We start from the raw sequence: 21,753 nt of genomic DNA, 5'->3' as shown, positions 1-21,753 counted from the left end.
TTCAGCCAGCCTTGGCCTTGCTCCGTGATGGCTTGGCGCTGCTCTTGCGCGCCGGTTTGGCGGCCGCCTTCGCCGGCTTGGCCTTGCTGGCGGGCTTGCCGCCGAGGCTGCGCTTGAGCAGATCGGTAAGGTCGATGACATCGGCGCTGCGCCGCTCCTCCTCGCCCGCTGGCGACTCCACCGCCTCGATGCGGCCCTGGCTGGCCTTGCGCTCCACCAGTTCCATGATGCGGTCGGTGAAGCTGTCGACGTACTCGTCCGGCTGCCAGTCGGCGCTCATGTCCTTGATCAGCCGCTTGGCCATGTCCAGCTCGGCCTTGGCCAGCTTGGCGTCGGTCACCGCGCTGCCCAGCTCCAGGCTGTCCAGCCCGCGTACCTCCGCGGGCCAGCGCAGCATCACCAGCACCAGCGCGGACTCCAGCGGCATCACCGCCGCCAGGTGCTGGCGGGTGTGCAGCACCACATTGGCCAGGGCCACCTTCGCGGTGCCCGAGAGCGCCTCGCGCAACAAGGCGTAGACCTTCTCGCCGCGTTTGACCGGTGCCAGGTAGTAGGGGGTATCGATGTTCTGCAGGGGGATAGCGGCGCTGTCGACGAAGGCGAAGATATCGATGGTCTGGGTCGCCTCGGGGTGGGCGGCGCGGATTTCCTCCTCGCTGATCACCACATAGCGGCCCTTCTCCAGCGCCACGCCCTTGACGATATCGTCCTTGGCCACTTCCTTGCCGGTGCGCTTGTTGACCCGCTTGTAGCCCACCGGGTCCATGTTGCGCTTGTCCAGCCAGTCGAAGTCCACGCCCTGGGACGAGGTGGCCGAAACCAGGCCCACCGGGATGTGCACCAGGCCGAAGCTGATAGCGCCCTTCCAGATCGCACGCGCCATGGGTCACCTCTCGGGCGGGCCTAGAGCGCCACGCCGTCGCTGTAGATCACGCTGCCTTCCACGGTGATGTCGCGGATCTCGCGCAGCATGTTGTCGGCGGCGGTCTCCGCCTCGTTCTCGCACACACAGCCCGGCGTCAGCACCCAGAGCACGCGCACGCCGGCGCCTTCGCGCTTGGGCTGGTACTCGATGAGGCCGACGTAGTTCTGCCCTTCCCTCATGGCATCGGTCCATGCGGTGCAGTGTTTGAAGTCTCTGAACATGGCGAAAAGCTCCTTGTTGCTGACTGCCACACAAGGTTCTGAGTGGCGTCGGCGGAAAAGAGTTTCGCCTATCGCTTGTCCAACTTTTCCAGGCGGGCCACCAGGTGCGGCACCAGGTTGAGGATCACCAGCGCCACCAGGGTCGCCAACACCGCCGTGGCTTCGCGGCCGAGGCCGACGGTGACGCCGATGGCGGTGGTCAGCCAGAGGCCGGCGGCAGTGGTCAGGCCCTTCACCTCGGCCACGCTGTCGCGCTTGAGGATGGTGCCGGCGCAGAGAAAGCCGATGCCCGCGACTATGCCCTGGATCACCCGGCTCATCGCATCGTGTTCGGCGCCGGCCATTTGCGGCACCAGGACGAAGAGCGCGGCGCCCAGGGCCACCAGCATGTGGGTGCGGATGCCGGCCGCCTTGCCGTGCTGCTCGCGCTCGAAGCCGAGCAGGCCGCCGAGCAACGCGGCCAGCAGCACGCGCAAGGTCACCCGGGTCGCCTGGGTGGGGTCATCGAGGTCGGAGAACTCGCTGGCGAGGGTCGCCAGGACCTGGTCCCACCAGGTCACGATCCACCGCGCTCCAGGGCGCCCGTCAGGGGCAGGTAGCGATAGGCACCGCAGCGGGCGCACACCTGGCAGAGCAGGTCTTCCTTGCCGATGTGCACCGAGGTGCTGGGCGACCAGGAACAACCACCGATCAGACAGAAGAGCGTCATGTCACCTCCACCGGCGGGGTGCCGTATGAATACCGGACTCATGTTTTTCGACTGTGGCACTTCGCCAAAGGTTTGCTGTTTTTTGCCGCCAGGCCACGGGCAAAGCCGCTCGGAGCGATTCATGAACCCTTTGCGCCGTGCCCCGGGTCTAGATGGCAAGCCCCGCAACACTGCCAAGGAATTTCCATGAAGAACCTCGAATCACCCGCCTACAAGCTGGCCCTGTTCGGCGCCCTCGGCAGCCTGGGCAGTGCCGTGCTGGTGGAGGCCCTGAGCCGGCAATGGGAAGCCACCGCACTGCTCGACGACCTCAACGCCGTCCCCTCGCGCCCCGGCATCCGCACCAAGCTCGGCGACCCCTTCGATGCCCTGGCCGTAAGCCATGCGGTGGCAGGCATGGACGCCGTGCTGTGCAACCTGTGCAGCCAGCCGCTGCTGGCCAGCGCCCGGCAACCAGCGGTGAGGTTCGAGGTGGAATTCCGCAGCATCACCGCCCTGCTCGACGGCCTGGCACTGGCCAAGGTCAAGCGCCTGCTGGTGATCGGTGACTTCCGTTGGCTGGATGAAACCGCCGGCTACCCGGACGGGCCCGGTGCGCAGTTGCAACAGCGCCTGCTGGACAGCCCCCTGGGCTGGACCCTGGTGGACGCACCGAGCGTGGGTGGCGAGGACCTGTTCGGCCTGGACGACTTCCTCGCCCCCACCCACAGCAACGAGCCCGATGCCGTGACCGCCCTGCGCCGCTTCGCCGCTGCCGTGCTCGACGAATGCCAGCTGGCGGCCCACCGGCACCAGCGGGTGCGCATCCAGGGCTGATCGGCCAGGCGGGGCGCCCTCCCTGGCGCCCGGCATGGCTTAGGCCGGTACCTTCCTGGCCTTGGGCTCCCGCGCCCAGACCCGGTGCTTGGCGATGGCATCGAACAGCGGCTTGGTGACGTCCTTGGCGGCGGCACCGCTGAGCAGTCCTTCGTCCACCTCAAGGTGCAGCTGGCTGGCCAGATCGCCCGCCGCGCCGCACAAGGCGATGGCCTTGAGGTGCTTGTAGGCCTCCTGCAGGTAGTGCAGCGCATCGCCATCCCCGCCGAAGGTTTTCGCCGCACTGTCGCCACCGGGCACGAACACCGCATCGAACGCGATGGAAGGCAGCCCGGCGATGGTGGCATCGGGCACCAGTTGCTTGCCCTCCGCGGTGCTCACCGGTGCCGAACTCGGTGCCAGCAGCTTGGCGCTGGCGCCGGCCTTCTTCAGCTCGCCCTGGATGAACTCCACATCACTGCCCTTCACGCCATTGGCGATGAGGATGGCCACCTTGCGCGACTTGATATCGCCTGGCAGCAGGTTCATCTGGCTCAGTGCGGGCGAGGCCTTGAGGCCGATCTCCGGCACCTGCACCGTGGGCGCCTGGGGCGGTGTGAGGCCGAGGTTCTCGGCCACCTGGCGGGCCAGGTCGAGGTCGATATTGGCGAGGATTTCCTTCACCTGGCGCTCACGGATGTGCACCCGCTCCACCTTGCCCAGCTCGAAGCTGTAGGCCGCCACCACATGGCCTTTCTCCGTCTCGCTGAGGCTGTTGTAGAACAGCCGCGCCTGGGAGAAGTGATCGGCGAAGGAGTCGGCGCGCTTGCGCAGCTTGGTGCCCGACAGCGGCTCGTGGTAACTGCTGAAGCCACCGCTGCGCGCGGCGGGCGGCGTCTCCTTCGGCCAGCCGCCGTCGATGGAATTGGGCTCGTAGGCAGCACGCCCCTTGTTCACCGTCTGCCGGTGCTGGGCGTCACGCTGGTTGTTGTGGAACGGGCACAGCGGGCGGTTGATGGGAATCTCGTTGAAGTTCGGCCCACCAAGACGCGAGAGCTGCGTGTCGGTGTAGGAGAACAGCCGCCCCTGCAGCAGCGGATCGTTGCTGAAGTCGATGCCGGGCACCAGGTGGCCGGGGTGGAAAGCGGCCTGCTCGGTCTCGGCGAAGAAGTTGTCCGGGTTGCGGTTGAGCACCAGCTTGCCCACCTTGCGCACCGGCACCAGTTCCTCGGGCACCAGCTTGGTGGGGTCGAGCAGGTCGAAGTCGAACTTATGCTCGTCCTCCTCGGGGATCACCTGCAGGCCCAGCTCCCATTCCGGGTAGTCGCCTTTTTCGATGTCTTCCCAGAGGGTGCGGCGCTGGAAGTCCGGGTCCTTGCCGGCGAGCTTCTGCGCCTCGTCCCAGACCAGCGAGTAGACGCCCGACAGGGGCCGCCAATGGAACTTGACGAAGACGCTGCGGCCCTCGGCGTTGATCAGGCGGAAGGTGTGCACGCCAAAGCCCTGCATGCCCCGGTAGCCCACCGGGATGGCGCGGTCGGACATGGTCCAGAGCACCATGTGCGCCGACTCGGGCACCAGGGAGACGAAGTCCCAGAAGGTGTCGTGGGCCGAGGCACCGGTGGGGATTTCGTTGTGCGGTTCGGGCTTCACCGCGTGCACGAAGTCGGGGAACTTGATGGCGTCCTGGATGAAGAACACCGGCATGTTGTTGCCCACCAGGTCGAAGTTGCCCTCGTCGGTGTAGAACTTCACCGCGAAGCCGCGCACATCGCGCACGGTATCGGCCGAGCCACGCGGGCCCTGCACGGTGGAGAAGCGCACGAACACCGGGGTTTTCTTCGCCGGCTCGTTGAGGAAGTCGGCCTTGGTCAGCTCGGCCAGCGGCTCGTAGACCTGGAAGTAGCCATGGGCCGCAGCGCCACGGGCATGGACGATGCGCTCGGGAATGCGCTCGTGGTCGAAGTGGGTGATCTTCTCCCGCAGGATGAAGTCTTCCAGCAACGAGGGGCCGCGCTCGCCCGCCTTCAGGCTGTTCTGGTTGTCGGCGATGCGCGTGCCGGTGTTGGTGGTCAGGGCCTGGTCGGTAGCGTCTTCGCGAAAGCCCTCCAGTTGGTCGAGCTTGCGGTTGCTGTTTTCACGGTCGGGGGTGTCGGTACCGGCGAGTTGGCTGCCGGTCTTCTTCTGGGTGGGCATCGGGCTTTCTCCTGGCTTGGAATCGACGCCCAGGCAGGCGCCGGGCCTGACGACGCATTGCGCGTGCGCAGGTAATCACGGGTGTGGCAGGTAATGCAGCAAGGGTGGGGAGCGACGGCCGCATGCCGCCGCCCCCCGTTAGGCGTCAGTCACTGTTATTGCTGTGGCTGCGCTGTCCTCCCTTGCGGCCGGCTGCGGATGCGCGTGCCGGGTCGTTCCTGAAATTGCCACCACTCACATGTCCGCCCTTCTTACCGGCTTCGGATGCGCGTTGTGGGTCTTCTGCGAAGTTGCCTTTGCCGCCTCGATGTTGAGCCATTGCACAGGTCCTCTCTGGTCGTTGATCTGACGTTGGTGGAGCAGGCGCCAAACCGGCGCCTAGAAGGTCTGAGGGCAGCATTGCGGAGAGGTTCTAACTATTTGCGCCCCGTTCGGCGCGGGCTGCGGGGCTGTCGATTGAGTGCGGCTATGAGCCTGACTAGGGTGTCGATAGCGAGCGCCAATCAGAGAGATGGTCGTCAATTAACTGCCGGGACATATTTCGCGGGCGCAGGCTGATGTAATCACGGGCAATTCCCGGCCCATGCCGTACCTGGGCCGTTGGCCAGTATTTACGCGTGTCGGCAGGGGTTTAAGGTGAAAACAGGCAAGACACCGGAGCGGAGTTGCCGCCCCTATCCTGCGACCGGAGGTAGTCACCGTGCCCAGCAGCCAACCCCGTGCCCGCGATATCGAGATTCACTTCAACCAGCGCCTGCAGCCAAGTACCCACGGCCACTGCGTGATGGAGGCGGATGGCACCCTGACCATTCACCTGCACGATGGCGAACGGCAGCTGACGGTGGTGGGCATTACCCGTGCAACCTATGGCAATCAGGAGGCTCTATTCGAATTGGGGCCCGCGCTGCTGGAAGAGTGGTCGGCCCTGTGTTCGCAACCCGATGGAGCCTTGCCATGAATCCAGCCGCACCCGAGCCGACCTCGCCCAGCAAGACCCATGAGTTTCTCCGCGACGTCGAAACGGCCCTCGCCAGCCAGGCCCTGCCGCTGTTCGAGGAAGCGGCGCGCCATGCCCGCCGGGGCGGCATCGAAGTGACGGTGGAGATGGACAGCAGCGACCCGCTGCACCCGCAGCTGAGCCTGGCCGCCAGCAACCCGGGGACGCGCACCAGCCACTACCGGATCATCGCCGACGCGGCCAACCTGGGCCTGGTGCATGAAGAGTTCTACGCCTTCAACGACGAAACTCGCACCCTGCCGGCGCAGTTGGCTTCGATCAACGAAACGGTGATCGACACCCGCCTCGCCGCCTTCTTCCTCAAGGCCTTCGCCCTGCCCCTGGATTACGTCACCGAACGCCGCCAGGCGGGGTTCTGGTAGGGCCGTCGCGGATGCTCCGCGTGGTGGACGGGTGAAGCGTCGTCCACCCTACCGCTGCACCTCACCCATGAGCTCGCTCTCACACACGGGTGTGGGGTGGAGGTCGCTTTTCACCTCCACCAGGCGGTGTCGCAGGTGAGCACGATGGTTGAGCGACAGGTAGGTCGGGTGAAACCCGGCACGCGGTGCCCCTCGATCGCGAATGAATTGGCTCCTACACAGAGCGGCGGCGCTGCGCGTCGCTTGGCGACTGAAGTCGCCCCTACACAGGGGAGCTCGCCGGAAGCACCGTGTGGAGGTGCGCACGGCACACCCTACGACACGCGTTCATCCTGCAGTCGTAGGTCGGGGGCAACCCGACGGGCTGCCCCTCCCCTCTCCTCCGATCAATCCCGGTTGGTGGGCACCTTCCAGATGTCGGCGGCGTATTCGCCGATGGTGCGGTCCGAGGAGAACCAGCCGGCGCGGGCGGTGTTGAGCACGGCCGATTTCCACCATTGCGCGGGCTTCTGCCAGGCGGCGTCGACACGGCGCTGGGCGTGCCAGTAGGCGTCGAAATCCGCGCAGACCATGAAGCGGTCGTCCCGCACCAGCCCCTCCACCAGGGCTTCATAGCGGTGCGGGTCATCCGGCGAGAACACGCCCCGGCGCACCGCCTCCAGGGCACCGCTAAGGCGCTCGGAGCCGGCGATCACCGCGCTCATGTCCAGCTCGCCGGCACGCTTGCGCTGCTCCACCTGGCCGGCGGTCATGCCGAAGATGAACATGTGCTCGGCGCCGATCAGCTGGCTCATCTCCACGTTGGCGCCGTCCAGGGTGCCGATGGTCAGCGCGCCGTTGAGGGCGAACTTCATGTTGCTGGTGCCGGAGGCCTCCAGCCCGGCGGTGGAGATCTGTTCGGACAGGTCCGCCGCGGGAATGATCACCTCCGCCAGGCTGACGTTGTAGTTGGGGATGAACACCACCTTGAGCAGCCCGCGCACGGTGGGGTCGGCGTTGATGGTACGGGCGATGTCATTGGCCAGCTTGATGATCAGCTTGGCCTGGTGATAGCTGGCCGCCGCCTTGCCGGCGAAGATCTTCACCCGTGGCGCCCAGTCGGTGGTCGGCTCGTTGCGGATGGCCTGGTACAGCGCCACGGTGTGCAGCAGGTTGAGCAACTGGCGCTTGTACTCGTGGATGCGCTTGACCTGCACATCGAAGATCGCCTCGGTGTCCAGGTGAATGCCCAGGCGCTCGTGCACCAGACGCGCCAGGGCCGCCTTGTTCTGCTGGCGGTGGGCGGCGAACTGCTTGCGGAAGCCGGCCTTGTCGGCATGGGGCTCGAGGTTGCGCAGCAACTCCTCGGGGGCGTCCAGCAGGTTTTCGCCGAGGGCGTCCACCAGGGACCCGGTGAGCAGCGGGTTCACCTGGTACAGCCAGCGGCGGAAGGTCACGCCGTTGGTCTTGTTGCCGATGCGCTGTGGGTAGAGCCGGTGCAGGTCGCGGAACACGGTTTCCCGCATCAGGTCGGTGTGCAGCGCCGAAACGCCATTGATGCTGTGGGAGCCGAGGAACGCCAGGTTGCCCATGCGCACCCGGCGCCCGTGGTCTTCCTCGATCAGCGACACCGAGCGCAGCAGGGCGAAGTCGTGGATGTCCTGCGCGCGCAGGGAATCGATGTGGTAGGCGTTGATCAGGTAGATGATCTGCATGTGCCGGGGCAGCAGGCGCTCCATCAGCGACACCGGCCAGGATTCCAGCGCCTCCGGCAGCAAGGTGTGGTTGGTGTAGGACAGCGTCGCCACGGTCATTTCCCAGGCCGCGTACCACTCGATCTGGTAGACATCCACCAGCTGGCGCATCAGCTCGGCCACGGCGATGGCCGGGTGGGTGTCGTTGAGCTGGATCGCCGCCTTCTCCGGCAGCGAGCGGATGTCGCCGTGGCTGGTCATGTGGCGGTGCAGCAGGTCCTGCAGCGAGGCGGAAACGAAGAAGTATTCCTGGCGCAGGCGCAGCTCCTGCCCGGCCTCGGTGCTGTCGGCCGGGTACAGCACCCGCGAGATGCTCTCGGCACGCACCACATCGGCCACCGCGCCGAAGTGGTCGCCGGCATTGAAGCGCTCCAGCTGCAGGTCTTCGATGGCCCGTGCGCGCCACAGACGCAGGGTGTTGACGCTGGCACCGCGCCAGCCCACCACCGGCGTGTCATAGGCGATGGCGCGCAGGGTTTCGTTGGGCTGCCAGACCTGGCGCGGCACCTCGCCCTCGCCATCCTCGGTGAGCACGCTGCCGCCGAAGCCGATGTTGTAGCTGACCTCGGGCCGCTCGAACTCCCAGGGGTTGCCGAAGTCCAGCCAGGTTTCGGTGTGCTCCTGCTGCCAGCCATCACTGACCACCTGCCGGAACAGGCCGTGCTCGTAGCGGATGCCGTAGCCGTGGGCGGCGAGGCCGAGGGTCGCCATGCTTTCCATGAAGCAGGCCGCCAGGCGCCCCAGGCCACCGTTGCCCAGGGCCGCGTCGGGCTCCACCTGGCGGATGGTGTCCAGGTCCACGTCCAGCTCGGCGAGGGCCGCGCGGGCGGTTTCCAGCAGCCCGAGGTTGCTCAGGCAGTCCACCAGCAGGCGGCCGATGAGGAACTCCAGGGACAGGTAATAGACGCGCTTGTGCTGCTTGCGGTCGACCTGCGCCTCGGCCTCTTCCCAGTTGTCCACCAGGTGGTCGCGGGCGGCCAGGGCCACGGCTTCGAACCAGTCGTGGCTGTAGGCATTGCGCGGGTCCTTGCCGACCGCGTACTTGAGCTTGGCGAGGATGTTCTGCTTGAAGGCCTCGACCGGCGTGGGGCCGGCCGGGGTGGCGGCTTTCTCGGTGGACATGTCCTGCTCCTTGGCTGATGAGGCGCGAGCCCTCAGTTGAACAGTGCGTCGTTGTGCGCCAGGCGCAGGTGACGCGCGGTGTCGCCCGTGGCAGGCGGCCGGGCCGTGGAGCGCAGCGTCTCCAGGCTGATGCCACCCATGCGCTGCTGCAGGAAGGCCTTGGTCGCCTCCCAGGCGTCGTCATCACGGATGGGGTCGAGCAGGTCGTGGCCGGCCAGGGTGAGGCCCTTGGCGATCATCACCGGGTCACCGTTCCAGGGGTGATGCGCGGTGCACTCGGCGAGGCCCGCCTGGCACATCAGGTGGAGGTGGTGGCTGACCGACTCCAGTGTGTGCCCGGCGTAGGGCTGGGGGTGGAAGTGCTGGCCGGTTCCGAGTGATTCGATCTCCAGCAGCAAGGCCCTGATCAGGTCCCAGTCTCTTTTCATGTCGCGGTGTCCTTATGCCCTATCGGTGCGCGATTGCATGCGTGCGAGGAGGTGCAGCCCGGCACAGTTCGGCCGGAGCTGCGCAACGTCGTGCGGTGGCGCACCGGAGCCGGTGCGGAGCGCGCTTCCATCCCCTAGGAGGTGAGTCCGCCGGGGGGCGGCGAGAGTTCAACCTAATCGTGCATTTCGCACGTTGCACCGCGACCGCCGGTCATGGCCCGCCGGCAAAAACCTGAACTCTGCTCGCACGGGCCATTCAGAAAACCTGAGGGCCCCCGGAGCGGCACAGGCCGCACGGGGCGAGTCGAACGCGACGCACGGAGGTTCATATGCCACGCGGAAGCAAAGACAAGTACACCGAAGCCCAGAAGCGCAAGGCCGCCCATATCGAGGAAGGCTACGAGCGTCAGGGCGTATCCCAGAGCGAAGCCGAAGCCCGCGCCTGGGCTACGGTCAACAAGCAATCCGGCGGTGGCGAAAAGGCCGGCGGCTCGGGCCGCAGCACCTCGCAGGCGAGCAAGGCGGCGGCGCGTCGTTCCTCGGCCCGTCGTGCCGTGGCGACCAAGCATGGCGCCCCACGCCCAGGCACCCGCCTGGAGGACACCAGCAAGGCCGACCTGATGATCCGCGCCCGGGCGCTGAAGATTCCCGGCCGTTCGCGGATGCGCAAGAGCGAGCTGGTCAAGGTCCTGAAGAAAGCCGCCTGACCGCCACCCTGATCACGCACGACGATCACGCGCGGCCGGCCTTCCCGGCCGCGCCCACCAAGGAGAACCCCATGGCCGAACCGTCCAACATGGAACGCCTGGTCGCCATCGGCGGCGGCATCCTGCTGATCCGCAAGGGCGTCGCCACCCGTGGCCTGCTCGGGCTGGCTGACATCATCGTCGGCGCCGCCGTCATCTACCGCGGCATCAGCCGTACCCGCCCCCGCGCCAGCGTGCATCAGCTGCACCCGCTGCCAGTGGTGGAGCGGGTGCCGCCGGGCAAGCAACTGGTCAACCCGGCCAGCCTGGTGAAAACGCCCTTCCAGCAGTAGCCGCACACGGCGCGCCAAGGGTGCGCGAGGAGAACCGTCATGACCCTGAGGATGCCCCTGCTGCTGGCCGCCTGCCTGGCCTCGCCCCTGGCGCTGGCCGATGCCTGCCAGGTGGAGACCCACCCGGTGAGCCGCCAGGTACCCGGCGTCGAAACCGAGACCTGCTACGAGTACTCCGGCATGCCAGCCGGCGCTGTCGACTGGTCCTGCAGCAACGAAAGCAAGGACATGCTGCAGAGCGACAAGCGCAAGGTAGCCAATTGCAAGAGCGGCTGGTTCGGCCGCTGTACGGGCGCCCTCACCCAGGAGGCGCTGGCCAACCCGCAGTCCAGCGGCGAAGAAGGCAGCGACCCGGCCAACATCCCCGCCGACGCCAAGGTGGTCACCTACCACTACACGGCCAAGGACCCGGCGCAGGCGAAGATCGATTGCGAAAGCGGCGGCGGCACCTGGCAGGCCCCCTAATCACCCGTCGCCACGAGGAGCAGCCCCATGCCTGAATCCCCACCACTGCGCGAAGGCGTCGCCCTGCTCGATGTCCGCCATGACGCGCCCGAGCATGAACGCCGCGTGCACCACTGGCTCGGCGAACATATCGCCGCCCTGCTCGACACGCCCTTCCTGGCAGATCGACAGGACAGCGCTACGCGGGCGCGCTACTTCATCCCCAACGACACCCTGATCGGCCGTGGCCAGGCCCGCGAACTGGGCATCCGTTCGGATGCCGACTTCTTCGGCGGCATGGTCGCCGAGCCTTTCATGGCCACCAAGGCCATCACCCATCCCCTGCCCGGCCCTTCCGCCCATGCGCCGCCGGGCTGGTCGGAAGGCTTCTTCCACCTGGCCGGGCGCGCGGTGCTCAGCGGCTACAGCGCCTTCAACATCGACGACGCCATGCAGGCCGGCATCCGCCTGCTGCTGTCCGGGCCAGTGCGGGTCAAGCCGGTGCGCGCCACCGCCGGGCGCGGCCAGTGCCGGGTGACCGACGAGAACCAGCTGCGCGAAGCCGTCGCCGCCCAGGACCTCGACGAGATCGCCACCTGGGGCCTGGTGCTGGAAGAGCACCTGGACGACGTCCTCACCTACAGCGTCGGCCAGGTGCAGGTGGCCGGCATCACCGCCAGCTACTTCGGCACCCAGGGGCTGACCGAGGACAATGGCGGTGTCTCCGTCTACGGCGGCTCGGAACTGCTGGTGGCACGCGGTGGCTGGAAGGATCTGCTGGACCTGGCCGGTGACGAGCCGGTGTACCTGGCCATCGAACAGGCCCGGGCCTATGAGCAGGCGGCGCAGGCATGCTTCCCGGGCTTTCTCGCCTCGCGGCGCAATTACGACATCGCCCAAGGCATCAATGCCCGGGGCCATTTGCGCTCGGGGGTGCTGGAGCAATCCTGGCGCATTGGCGGGGCCAGCGCGGCGGAAATACTGGCGATCGAAGCCTTCGCCACCGACCCGCAGCTGACGTGCATCCGCGCGGCGACCGTCGAGCGCTACGGCGCGGGGTTCGAGATACCGGGCGGGGCCGCCCTGCTCTACCAGGGCGACGATGCCGAAGTCGGCCCCATCAGCAAATTCGCGAGGGTGGAACCTTATGGCGTCGCGTAGCGAAAGCGTGGATATCCAGGTCGCCAACGAACAGATCGCCGGGACCTTCCTCACCCCCGCCGCCAAGGTGCCGGGCATCCTCTTCGTCCACGGTTGGGGCGGCAGCCAGCAGCGCGACCTGGCGCGTGCCAAGGGCATCGCCGGGCTCGGCTGCGTGTGCCTGACCTTCGACCTGCGCGGCCACGAGAAGACCGAGGTGCAGAAACAGACGGTGACCCGCGCCGACAACCTCGACGACCTGATCGCCGCCTATGACCTGCTGGCCAGCCACCCCGCCACCGACACCTCGGCCATCGCGGTGATCGGCAGCAGCTACGGCGGCTACCTGGCGACCATTCTCAGCACCCTGCGCCCGGTGCGCTGGCTGGCCCTGCGGGTACCCGCGCTGTATTGGGATGATGAGTGGGACACGCCCAAGCACGCCCTCAACCGCCAACGCCTGGCGAGCTACCGGCTGACCGCCGTGCGCCCGAGCGAGAACCGTGCCCTGGCGGCCTGCGCCGCCTTCGAGGGGGATGTGCTGATCGTCGAATCCGAACACGATGACTTCGTGCCGCACCCGACCATCATGAGTTACCGCGCCGCCTTCGAGCGCGCCCACTCGCTGACCCACCGCATCCTCGACGGCGCCGACCACGCGCTGAGCGGCGACCGCAGCCAGAAGGCCTACACCGGCCTGCTGACCGACTGGATCAGCGAGATGGTGATCGGCGAGCGGGTGGGCGACTTTCCCCACCATTCGGCCTTCTACTCCTGAGCCCCCGGTCGCCCGGCCTGAACCTTTACGGGCGCGAGCGCTTCTACCCAACAGGCTCAGCCATGCAAGGAGAACGACATGTCCGTGAACATCGATCTGGAAGGCGGCACCTGCGCCATCGAACTGAACGGCAACCACAGCGAGATGCCGATCCGCGACATCGTCATCAGTACCGATGACGGCCTGCGCGCCTCGGTGATCCGCAGCCCGGCGGGCGACGCGCTGATCAGCGAAGACGAAGCCCAGGTGCTGGTGGGGGCTGGCGCCAAGGATGATCGACACAACGTCATCGCTGATTGAGCTTGCCGCCGTGTTGCCCATAGGGGTGGAGGGGCTGAGAGCCCAGGCGCTCCCTCGCAAAGACACCCTGCACGGGCACAGGAAATGCCCCGAGGGAAAAGAGAATGGCCGCTGATTCCTTCCGGCGGCCGACGTAAAAAGGGGGCAGGCCCACCCGTGGTGAGGACACGAGCCCGGACCCGCCCCAACTTCCCCACCTGTTCTGATCGGCCCGATGCCCCGGGAACCGGGTGACGATCGAGAGCACAGGTGGGGAATTTCCAGTCTTTGCAGGCAATTGAAAAACTGACTGCGTTTTCAACGGCCTGTTAGAACATGTAGGTGGCCGAGAGGCTGACGATCTGCCCTTTGGATTCCACCTTGCCATCGATGCTGCCGCCGCCCAGGCGATCCTGGTTCTGGGTGCGCAGGCGACCTTCGTCGACGAACTGGCGGGAATAGGCCACATCCACGCTCAGGTTCGGATCGGAGGCAAAGCGGTAGCTGCCGCCCAGGGAGACGAAGGTGCGGTCGCCGTCGGGGATGCGCGCATCGCGGGTGGAGTTGCGGGTCGGCGTCTGGTCCAGCGCCACACCTGCCCGCAGGGTCAGCTGGTCGTTGAAGCGGTAGTCACCGCCCACCGAGTACATCCAGGTGTCCTTGTAGTTGTAGGGAATGTCGACGATCAGGTTGCCGTGGGACTCCAGCTTCAGGGACTTGAAGGACGACCACTCGGTCCAGGTCACGCTAGCGCCCAGGCTGAAGCTGTCGTTGAAATCATGCACCCAGTCCAGGGTGGCCATGGCCGGGATGTCCATGCGCGACTCGGCGTGATCGCCACCGCTCTTCAAGCTCAGGCCGGGATAGATCAGATCGATGATGCCGCTGTCGATCAATGCCGGAGAGTCAAAGCCTCCCAGCCCGTCCGCATCACTGAAGTGGAAGTTGTAGTCGCCATCCAGCTCGTTCTTGATCTTGGCGTGATAGGCCAGGCCAAGCGTATCGACCTCTGTCGGCTTCCAGGCCACGCTGGCGAACCAGCCGGGCGAAACGTTATCCACCTTGACCCGCATTTTCGCTCTCGTCAGGCCAGCCGGTGCGCCTGGCAGACCGCCACCGGCACCAGCAGCGGCATACAGGTCGACGTTCTGACTGACGAAGCCTTGGGTGCGCTGGACAACCACACCGGCCCCAACCGCCCATTGGTCATCGATCTTGAACGACAACGAGCCGGCCAGGGCGGCTGTCTCGATCTTGGTGTCCAGGGCGAAGTCCTTGCCCTTGAAATTCTTGTCCCAGGTGCTGCGCATACCCATGGGGACGACTTGGCCGAGACCAAAGGCGAAACGGTCGCCAACCGGGATCACCAGGAACTGAGTAGGCAGCCATTTACTGAAGCCGCCGTTGCCACCATCCCCCAACTCCTGGGTGGTGCCAGCAATGGCATCGAGTGTGTCGACGCGCGGGTTGCCTTGATAGTCATAGGCCTCCCCTTTGAATTTCATGTCGATATCGGCATAGATCGCCGACACCTGGCCAATGGGGCGCTCGATAAAGGCCATGGCCGCCGGGTTGTTGAAGGCGGCGCTGGGGTCGTTCTTCCACACCGAGCCACCGGCAAAGGCACGGCCCCAGCCGGGAGTGCCATAAGTGGGTACGGCGAAAGCGCCCGCTTCGGCTTGTTGAACACCGATAACGGCACTGAGTACGGCCAAACTCAGCAAACTGCGTTTGCACGTGAAATTGAAAAGAGAGGGGCGCTTCGAATACGTCTTCATGACAACTCCTTGCTTATTATAATTTTCTGCCTCACGGGGCGCGTCCTGCACAACTAATAGTTCAGAAAATCAAACTTCCTCACTAATGGCTCGAAACTTTTCTTACTTGCCGAATGTGCTGAACCCATATCGCGACAGTATTCCAATCACAATGAAAACGGCCTTCCCATACGGGGACGGGAAGGCCGCTCACTCTTACGGAACCAGAGTGAATGCCGGGGTCGGGCTGACCCACAGGCTTTGGATGGTGCAGGAGCCAACCGGCTGGTTCGGGGTCAGGGTCAGGGTGTTGGTAGCGTTGCTCCAGCCACCGTTCACGGTCACCGGAGTGGAGCTGCAGTTGATACCAGCGACGGTGAACTTGACGCCGCTGACATTGCCAGCGGTGAGGCTGGAAGCGGTCAGGGTCCAGGGCAGGCCTGCAGCGCTGGCTGCACCGCAGAAGCCGCCGCCAGTGATGTTCACGGCAGTGATGGTGGCTTTGTCAGCGCCGCCCACGGAGGTGGTGCCGATGAATTCCACGTTGCAGGTCACAGCGGGCAGGATGCCAGGCTTGACCACCGAAACGCCCTTGGCGGAGAAGGCGGTGTTAGCCGGGGTGATGGTTACGGCCATGGCCGAAGAAGCGCCCATGCACAGAGCCAGAGCAGCGGTAGCAACGGAGATTTTGGACATTTTCATTGTTTTCGTTCCTTGGTTGAATAAGCAAAACATGGTTTTGTTTTTGGTCACTGGGAATACACCACGAAGACCTTCCTGTTTAACCCATGACCGCTTTTCAAACTTGCCCAGTCACCCGCTGCTTCAAGTTTCCGGCGGACGTTATTCCAATTCCGGTTTCAATCGGCGACGCCACACTGTTTCCGGGCAAGTTCCCAGGCCAACGTCCGTTGTGGATACATAACAATCGAAGTGCAGCTATCCAGGCTGCGTCATGTCATCCATCCAACAACGTCCGCATGGCACTGATCGGGCCGGTACCTGCCGAAGCAAGTGCCGGACGAGTTCCTCAACGCTGTTGTTCAGTCACGCTCGTTTCGATGCAGGGCCATGGACACACAACGGCCTGCGAGAAGGTTTCCACCGCTTCCGCCACCAGGGCGAAAAGGACGCATCGGCTCGGGCACAAGGCTCGATACGAGGCGAGGGAGCCGGGCGGCAGATTCCCGGCAAGTGATAGGGGCGTTGCCTGATACAGGCGAAAAATGGAGCATCCGTTGCCACCTCCCTGCTGCGTTCCAATGCGTAGCGATTTTCGGATTACCGACTCGCCAGGGTTTTGTTACTCATGGGCGCTACGTTCTGAGGCACTGGGCTTGTGCCCTTGTAGGTGCCTTCCCAGTGGGTAGCGCCGGAAACGAGATTAGGTTGCTGGACCGCATTTCATACCTAGCAAAAGGTTGGGTACCCCCGCTCCAGAGCCTGCCAGCGAAGCCGCAAAAGCGGGAACTTCCTACACACCTGCGTCAAAGGTCGTGCGCCATATAGCTGACTATCCCGACAACTCGGGGCTTGACGGGTGTTTCCATCACGGACACTCGCCCATCCGCCGCATCGTTCTGGTGCATGAATTGATTGTTCGAAAAATGAATCCGCGTCCATCCACGGCGAATCTGCGGGCAGAAAGCCGGGTAATACGCGCGATCGTGCGAGTTGGAGGCATAAAACCGATGCATCTCGCCGGTTGAATTGAGCGACGAAGCCCAACGCATCGGTGCCTCGATGGGCTCGGCAGCGTTGGGCCTCGCTGCGCTCGGCGCCAACCTACGGGGATTGCATGAGGGTTCGGCGTGGGCCGGGTATGCACGCCTTGTAGGTTGGGCTGAGGCACGAAGCCCAACACATCCGCGCCTCAATGGGCTCCACGGCGTTGGGCCTCGCTACGCTCGGCGCCAACCTACGGGAATTTGCATGAGGGTTCGGCGTAGGCCGGGTGAAACCCGGCGGGGATGGCGAAACGCAGAGGTCAGCCGGAGACGCCGACGAAGCCGGGCTCCAGGCCGAAGACTTCGACACCGGCGGGGGTGGAGCGGCCGGTGCGCACTTCCACTTCGCGCTCGGGTTGTTCGAGGGTGGGGCGGTAGTCCAGCAGCCAGCGCCCTTCTGCGTTGCGCAGAGCCTCAGGCGGCACCACCATGGCCGCTTCGTTGCGGTAGGCAAGGATCGACAGCCGTGCGCTCATGCCCAGGCGCACCCGGCGCATCTGTTCCTCGCTGAGGTCGGGGATGGCGACCATCACTTCGAACTGTGCGCCACCCTGGGTGCTCGGCAGCGCCTGGCCGCCGACCACGCTCACCTGCCCATGCAACGCCTCACCCTCGAAGCCATCGCCCTGCACGTCCACCGCCATGCCTTCGCGCAGCTGGTTGACGTCCAGCTCGGAGACCCGCGCGACGATCTTCAGTTGCTCGATGCTGGCCAACCCGAACAGCGGCGCGCCCTGGGTCACCTGGGAGCCGGCCTGCACCGGGCCGCGCGCGGCGTCCTCCAGGCTCAGGCCGGGGGCCGCGACAACGATGCCGGAGAACGGCGCCTTGATGTCCTTGGCTTCCAACAGCTTGCGCAGGGCCTGGTGCTTGACCTCGGCATTGGCCAGCTCCATTTCGGCGATCTGCAGGTATTCGCCACTGCCGCGCGCCTGGGAACGGGCCAGGTCGCGCTCGGCGGCGCTGAGGTCCAAATGCTGCAGGCGCTCCTGCTGTTCCAGATCTTCCAGCTCGTTGCGCGGGATGATGCCGCGGTCGAACAGCGCGCGGGTCTGGCCGAGCTTCTTCTCGGTGCTGGCCACGGCCAGCTGGGCGCTGCGCAGGGTACGGCGGGCGCGGGACATCTCCTCGCCGCTGTCCCAGTCCTTCAGCTCCTGCACCGCGCGCCGCGCCTTGAGCAGGGCCGACAGCGCATCGCGCTGCTGCACCTCGGTTTCAGCCACATCCATGCGCAGCAGCAACTGCCCGGCCTTGACCCGTTGCCCCGCCTCCACCAGGGACTCGGCCACGATGCCGGCGAAGGGTGCGCCCAGGGCCAGGGTCTTCTCCGGCTCGATGCGCCCCACCAGGCCGATGCTGTGCTCCAGCGGTGCCGGGTCCACGCGCTGCCAGCGCAGGGCGGCCGGTGCCGCGCCCGGCGCATCACGCAGGCCCCAGGTGATGCCGGCAATGGCCAGCACGGCGACGGCGAGCAGCAGGCCACGGCGGGCCAGCGGAGAGCGGTCAGTAGTCATTGAGCGAGATGTCCCATCTGTCGAGCGTCATGCCCAGGGCCAGGTCCAGTTGCGTCTGCGCGTCGAGGTAGGCGATCAGCGCATTGAGGCGGGCGTTCTCGGCACTGCGCAGGTCGCTCTCGAAGCTGAGCACCTGGAAGTTGCTGGAGCGTCCGGCGTTGAGCTTGTCGCGCTCGATATCCAGCTTGCGCCGCGACAGGTCCAGGGCGCGGCTGGCGATCTCCAACTGGCGCCAGCGGGTGCCGACGTCGCGCACCACATCGGTGACGTTGCGTTCCAGGGCCTGGCGCGCATCGGCCACCTGCAACTCCTGGTCCTCGACATTGACCCGCGCCTGCACCTCGCCCTGGCGCCGTGTCAGGTCGCCGATGGGGATGTCCACGCGCACCCCGGCGTAGCTGTTCCAGGAGCGGTTGCTGCCACTGCTGTGCGGGTAGTCGTAGCGGTCCTGGGTCTGGCTGCCCCCCACCTCCAGGGAAACGTCCCAGAGCCGTTGGTTCTTCGCCACCACCAGGTTGATGTCCGCCTGCTGGCGGTTGATCAGTTGCCGCAGGTAGTCCGGCTGCTGCTGCTCGGCCAGCTTCACCGCCTGCTCGCGGTTGACCTCGATGCGCTCGGCCTCCAGGGCGTCGCTGGCGCGCACCTGCGAGGACAGGTCCAGGGCCAGCAGGCGCAGCAGTTCCAGGCGCGAGGAATCCAGCTGGTTGGCGGCCTCCTCCACGCTCAGCTCCTGGGTGGCGAGGTCGGCTTCGGTCTGCACGATCTCGAACTCGGCCATGCGCCCAGCCTCGATCATCGAGCGGTTGACCGTAACCAATTGCTGGGTGCGCTCCAGGGCGGCGCGGGCGATGCGCTGCTGCTCCTGGGCGCGCAGCAGGTTGCGGTAGGCACTGATGATGGCGGTGACCGTCTGCGAGACGCTGGATTTGAGGTTGAGCCGGTTGGCCTGTTCCGACAGCTGGGCCAGGCGCACCGGTGCGGTGTTCACCTCGCGCCCGGCGCCACGCAGCAGCGGCTGGATGATGCTCAGGTCGACGCCATCGTTACGCGTGCGCCCGGCCCGGTCGGCATCGTTGTAGCCCTTGCTCCAACCCAGGGCGAACTGGGTGCCGTACTCGTTGAGAACGGTCGCGGTGGGGCCGATGCGGCCGTCGCGGTAGCGGTCCTCGTGGTTGCGGTTGGCCCGGTAGCTGCCGGTGATATAGAGCTTGGGGTTGAACACGTCTTCGGAGACGCGCAGGTCGAACTTCTCGGCGATGCGCCGCAGGTAGCTGCTCTGGATGCTGCGGTTGTTGCGCAGGCCGAGGAATACCGCATCCAGCAATGACAGGTCGGCCATCTGCTCGCTGAGCAGCGGGCCGTTACCCTGGCGCTCCATGGTCGGCGCCGAGGGGTCCAGGCGCTCCTCGCCCCAGGGCTTGGCCTGGACCGGGAGGATGATCATCAGCATGGCGAAGGGCAGCAGGCGGCTACGCATCACGCAGGGCCTCCACCGGTTGCAGGCGCGCGGCCGAAATGGCCGGGTGCAGGCCGAAGAACAGCCCCACCAGCAGCGTGCTGCCAATGCCCAGCGGCAATGCCGAGGACGCCAGGGCGAAGTCCCAGCCACACAGGCGTGCGTAGCACCAGGCGGCAGCCACGCCGAGCAAGGCGCCGGAAACGGCGCCGGCGGCGGTGAGCGTCACCGCCTCCAGCAGGAACAGGTTGCGGATGTCGCGGCGCCGCGCACCCAGGGCCATGCGCACACCGATCTCGCGGCGCCGCTCGCTGACGTTCATCAGCATCACGTTCATCACCCCCACCCCGCCGCCCACCAGGGAGATGCCGCCCAGGGCCGCCAGCAGGTAGGTGAAGGTGCGGGTCTGCTGCTGCATGGCGTCGATCATCTGCTGGGCCACCTGCAGGGTGCCCTTCTGCTCGCCGGCGATCTCACGGTTGACCCGTTGCAGCAGGCGCTCACCGATGGTGGCCACGTCCTTGCCCGGCACCACCCGGGCGATCAGCGTGCTGATGCTCGGCGCCGGGTTGATGCGCGCCATGCCCGCCGGCGGCAGGAACAGCGCGTCGTCGGCGGTAAAGGGAATGATGCCGCCAGCGCCCTGGGGCTTGAGGATGCCGATCACCTGGAACTGGTAGTCATCGATGCGCACACGGTCGCCCAGCTGCAGCGGGTCGCCCGGAACCCCCAGCGCCAGGGCCGCCTGGGCACCGACCACAACGAAAGTCTGGCGGGCATCGAAAGCCGACAGATAACGCCCCTGAGCCACCCGCAAGCGCGCTGCATCGCCCAGGGACGCATCGGCGCCCACCAGGGCCAGGCTGCGGGTGCGGCCGTGGAACACCACCTGGCTGCTGTAGAGCACCAGCGGGCTGACATGCTCGATGCCGGGCACGCTCGCCTCGATGGTCGGGCCGTCCAGCACCAATGGCAGGCCGTCGCTCCCCCGCGCCACGGAAGGCAGCTGCACCACCACCGCCTCGGTGCCCATCTCGCGGAACACGCTCATGGCCTGGTCGGCGGCGTTCTGGCCGATGTTCAACAGGGCGATCACCGAGCAGCTGCCCATGACGATGCCCAGCAGCGCCAGCAACGAGCGCCGCCCGAGGTTGCGCAGGCTGCCGAGCGCCTCGTGCAGCAACTGCGTCAGCGAGGGGGCCGGGGCCGACTCCAGCAGCGTCATGCCGGGACCGCCTCGTCCACCACCCTGCCCTCGCGCACGCGGATGCGCCGTTCCAGGCGGGCGGCGATGCCGGGGTCGTGGGTGACGATCACCAGGGTCACGCCATTGGCGCGGTTGAGCTCCAGCAGCAGCTGCATGATGTCTTCGGCGGTGGCGGCATCGAGGTTGCCGGTGGGCTCGTCGGCGAGGATCAACGCCGGCTCGCCCACCAGGGCGCGGGCGATGGCCACGCGCTGGCGCTGGCCGCCGGAAAGGTCCGCCGGCAGGTGCCCGGCACGCGCCGCCAGGCCCACCCGTTCGAGCATGGCATGGGCCCGCTCACGAGACTCGCGCAGGGCCACGCCGCGGTAGCTCAGGGGCAAGGCGACGTTGTCCAGCGCGCTGAGCCGGGGCAGCAGGTTGAAGCTCTGGAAGACGAAGCCGATCAGGCGGTTGCGCAGCGCCGCCAGGTCATCCGGGCTGGCCGTGAATACATCGTGGCCACCCAGGTGGTAGAAGCCGCTACTGGGCAGGTCGAGCAGGCCGAGAATGTTCAGCAGCGTGCTCTTGCCCGAACCGGAACTGCCGAGAATGGCGCAGCTCTCGCCCCGGGCGATCTCCAGGGAGACCCCACTGAGGATGCGCAGCTCCTGCTCGGCGAGCCGATAGCGCTTTTCGATATCCCGCAGGCGGATGAGCCGCTCGTTATTGTTGTTCAACATGTCCATGTTTCCGCTGACCTGCATCCTTTAGCGGACCGATACAGGGGTTCCGTTCCCATCCCGTGGAAAAAGGCAGGCCACTCGGGATGCCAGAGCCCTGGCTCAGATAATTAACACCCGCCAGTAAGGCCAGGAACCCACAGCAGGTATAGCCAATCTTTAGTTTGGCGAAGGGTCGGAATTG

Annotated in this window: 23 protein-coding genes; 9 read left to right on the top strand and 14 right to left on the bottom strand. The window is 66.2% G+C overall.

Annotated features, from left to right (window positions below):
* Position 1: 1 nt before the first annotated feature.
* From ku to PSm6_RS24090, 4 genes are all read right to left on the bottom strand, one after another.
* Complete coding sequence (gene ku / locus PSm6_RS24105) at positions 2-883, bottom strand: non-homologous end joining protein Ku (protein ID WP_265168440.1); 882 nt, start codon at positions 881-883, stop codon at positions 2-4.
* Positions 884-903: 20 nt separating this feature from the next.
* Positions 904-1,146, bottom strand: coding sequence for a hypothetical protein (locus PSm6_RS24100; RefSeq protein WP_021220760.1), 243 nt, complete (start codon positions 1,144-1,146; stop codon positions 904-906).
* A 68-nt stretch (positions 1,147-1,214) separates the two neighbouring features.
* Positions 1,215-1,709, bottom strand: coding sequence for an MgtC/SapB family protein (locus tag PSm6_RS24095; protein WP_031288210.1), 495 nt, complete (start codon positions 1,707-1,709; stop codon positions 1,215-1,217).
* Positions 1,703-1,855 carry a PSPA7_2676 family Cys-rich small protein gene (locus PSm6_RS24090; protein WP_021220762.1) on the bottom strand — a complete coding sequence of 51 codons (153 nt, stop codon included), beginning with the start codon at positions 1,853-1,855 and terminating at the stop codon, positions 1,703-1,705. The genes PSm6_RS24095 and PSm6_RS24090 overlap by 7 nt, the downstream gene beginning before the upstream one ends.
* A 186-nt stretch (positions 1,856-2,041) precedes the next feature.
* On the opposite strand from PSm6_RS24090, the gene PSm6_RS24085 reads away from it, so the two are divergent.
* Entirely contained in the window at positions 2,042-2,671 is a 630-nt protein-coding gene (locus tag PSm6_RS24085; RefSeq protein WP_265168439.1) for an NAD(P)H-binding protein, read from the top strand.
* Positions 2,672-2,710: 39 nt separating this feature from the next.
* Here the strand turns inward: PSm6_RS24085 and katE are convergent, their stop codons facing one another.
* On the bottom strand, positions 2,711-4,846 hold the full coding sequence (gene katE, locus PSm6_RS24080) for a catalase HPII (RefSeq protein WP_043244713.1): 2,136 nt from the start codon (positions 4,844-4,846) through the stop codon (positions 2,711-2,713).
* A 145-nt stretch (positions 4,847-4,991) separates the two neighbouring features.
* On the bottom strand, positions 4,992-5,165 hold the full coding sequence (locus tag PSm6_RS24075) for a con-10 family general stress protein (RefSeq protein WP_081672301.1): 174 nt from the start codon (positions 5,163-5,165) through the stop codon (positions 4,992-4,994).
* A gap of 381 nt (positions 5,166-5,546) precedes the next feature.
* On the opposite strand from PSm6_RS24075, the gene PSm6_RS24070 reads away from it, so the two are divergent.
* Positions 5,547-5,804, top strand: coding sequence for a hypothetical protein (locus PSm6_RS24070; RefSeq protein ID WP_265168438.1), 258 nt, complete (start codon positions 5,547-5,549; stop codon positions 5,802-5,804).
* Complete coding sequence (locus PSm6_RS24065) at positions 5,801-6,226, top strand: hypothetical protein (RefSeq protein WP_265168437.1); 426 nt, start codon at positions 5,801-5,803, stop codon at positions 6,224-6,226. The genes PSm6_RS24070 and PSm6_RS24065 overlap by 4 nt, the downstream gene beginning before the upstream one ends.
* 386 nt (positions 6,227-6,612) lie before the next feature.
* On the opposite strand, the gene PSm6_RS24060 is transcribed toward PSm6_RS24065, so the two are convergent.
* Both PSm6_RS24060 and PSm6_RS24055 read right to left on the bottom strand, forming a co-directional pair.
* Complete coding sequence (locus PSm6_RS24060) at positions 6,613-9,081, bottom strand: glycogen/starch/alpha-glucan phosphorylase (protein WP_043244714.1); 2,469 nt, start codon at positions 9,079-9,081, stop codon at positions 6,613-6,615.
* A 32-nt stretch (positions 9,082-9,113) separates the two neighbouring features.
* Positions 9,114-9,509 (bottom strand): DUF2513 domain-containing protein, encoded by a 396-nt coding sequence (locus PSm6_RS24055; protein ID WP_021220768.1) that lies wholly within the window; start codon positions 9,507-9,509, stop codon positions 9,114-9,116.
* Positions 9,510-9,838: 329 nt separating this feature from the next.
* Here PSm6_RS24055 and PSm6_RS24050 point away from each other — a divergent pair, with 329 nt between their 5' ends.
* From PSm6_RS24050 to PSm6_RS24025, 6 genes are all read left to right on the top strand, one after another.
* A complete protein-coding gene (locus tag PSm6_RS24050) occupies positions 9,839-10,216 on the top strand; it encodes a Rho termination factor N-terminal domain-containing protein (protein ID WP_043244715.1) in 378 nt (125 codons plus the stop codon).
* A gap of 71 nt (positions 10,217-10,287) precedes the next feature.
* Positions 10,288-10,548: a hypothetical protein gene (locus tag PSm6_RS24045; RefSeq protein WP_021220770.1), complete on the top strand. Its 261-nt coding sequence runs from the start codon at positions 10,288-10,290 to the stop codon at positions 10,546-10,548.
* A gap of 39 nt (positions 10,549-10,587) precedes the next feature.
* On the top strand, positions 10,588-11,013 hold the full coding sequence (locus PSm6_RS24040) for a hypothetical protein (protein WP_021220771.1): 426 nt from the start codon (positions 10,588-10,590) through the stop codon (positions 11,011-11,013).
* Between the two features lie 27 nt (positions 11,014-11,040).
* Positions 11,041-12,153 (top strand): DUF3182 family protein, encoded by a 1,113-nt coding sequence (locus PSm6_RS24035; RefSeq protein WP_043244716.1) that lies wholly within the window; start codon positions 11,041-11,043, stop codon positions 12,151-12,153.
* Positions 12,140-12,910 carry an alpha/beta hydrolase family protein gene (locus PSm6_RS24030; protein ID WP_265168436.1) on the top strand — a complete coding sequence of 257 codons (771 nt, stop codon included), beginning with the start codon at positions 12,140-12,142 and terminating at the stop codon, positions 12,908-12,910. The genes PSm6_RS24035 and PSm6_RS24030 overlap by 14 nt, the downstream gene beginning before the upstream one ends.
* Before the next feature lie 78 nt (positions 12,911-12,988).
* Entirely contained in the window at positions 12,989-13,210 is a 222-nt protein-coding gene (locus PSm6_RS24025) for a DUF3203 family protein (RefSeq protein WP_021220774.1), read from the top strand.
* A gap of 308 nt (positions 13,211-13,518) precedes the next feature.
* Here PSm6_RS24025 and PSm6_RS24020 read toward each other — a convergent pair whose 3' ends face one another.
* The 6 genes from PSm6_RS24020 to PSm6_RS23995 form a co-directional block, all read right to left on the bottom strand.
* On the bottom strand, positions 13,519-14,967 hold the full coding sequence (locus PSm6_RS24020; RefSeq protein ID WP_043244719.1) for an outer membrane protein transport protein: 1,449 nt from the start codon (positions 14,965-14,967) through the stop codon (positions 13,519-13,521).
* 195 nt (positions 14,968-15,162) lie between these two features.
* A complete protein-coding gene (gene praA / locus PSm6_RS24015; protein WP_031288216.1) occupies positions 15,163-15,648 on the bottom strand; it encodes an alkane oxidation protein activator PraA in 486 nt (161 codons plus the stop codon).
* 1,285 nt (positions 15,649-16,933) lie between these two features.
* A complete protein-coding gene (locus PSm6_RS24010; RefSeq protein WP_021220777.1) occupies positions 16,934-18,187 on the bottom strand; it encodes an efflux RND transporter periplasmic adaptor subunit in 1,254 nt (417 codons plus the stop codon).
* The gene (locus tag PSm6_RS24005) at positions 18,177-19,664 is read right to left on the bottom strand and encodes a TolC family protein (protein ID WP_021220778.1); all 1,488 of its coding nucleotides are present in this window, start codon (positions 19,662-19,664) and stop codon (positions 18,177-18,179) included. Before PSm6_RS24005 ends, PSm6_RS24010 begins: the two co-directional genes overlap by 11 nt.
* On the bottom strand, positions 19,657-20,868 hold the full coding sequence (locus tag PSm6_RS24000) for an ABC transporter permease (RefSeq protein ID WP_265168435.1): 1,212 nt from the start codon (positions 20,866-20,868) through the stop codon (positions 19,657-19,659). Before PSm6_RS24000 ends, PSm6_RS24005 begins: the two co-directional genes overlap by 8 nt.
* Positions 20,865-21,569, bottom strand: coding sequence for an ABC transporter ATP-binding protein (locus PSm6_RS23995; protein WP_031288220.1), 705 nt, complete (start codon positions 21,567-21,569; stop codon positions 20,865-20,867). The genes PSm6_RS24000 and PSm6_RS23995 overlap by 4 nt, the downstream gene beginning before the upstream one ends.
* Between the last annotated feature and the right edge of the window lie 184 nt (positions 21,570-21,753).

Source organism: Pseudomonas solani, assembly GCF_026072635.1.
Taxonomy (GTDB): domain Bacteria; phylum Pseudomonadota; class Gammaproteobacteria; order Pseudomonadales; family Pseudomonadaceae; genus Metapseudomonas; species Metapseudomonas solani.
The sequence above is the reverse complement of the archived record's forward strand: the minus strand, read 5'-3'. Positions and strand labels throughout refer to the sequence as shown.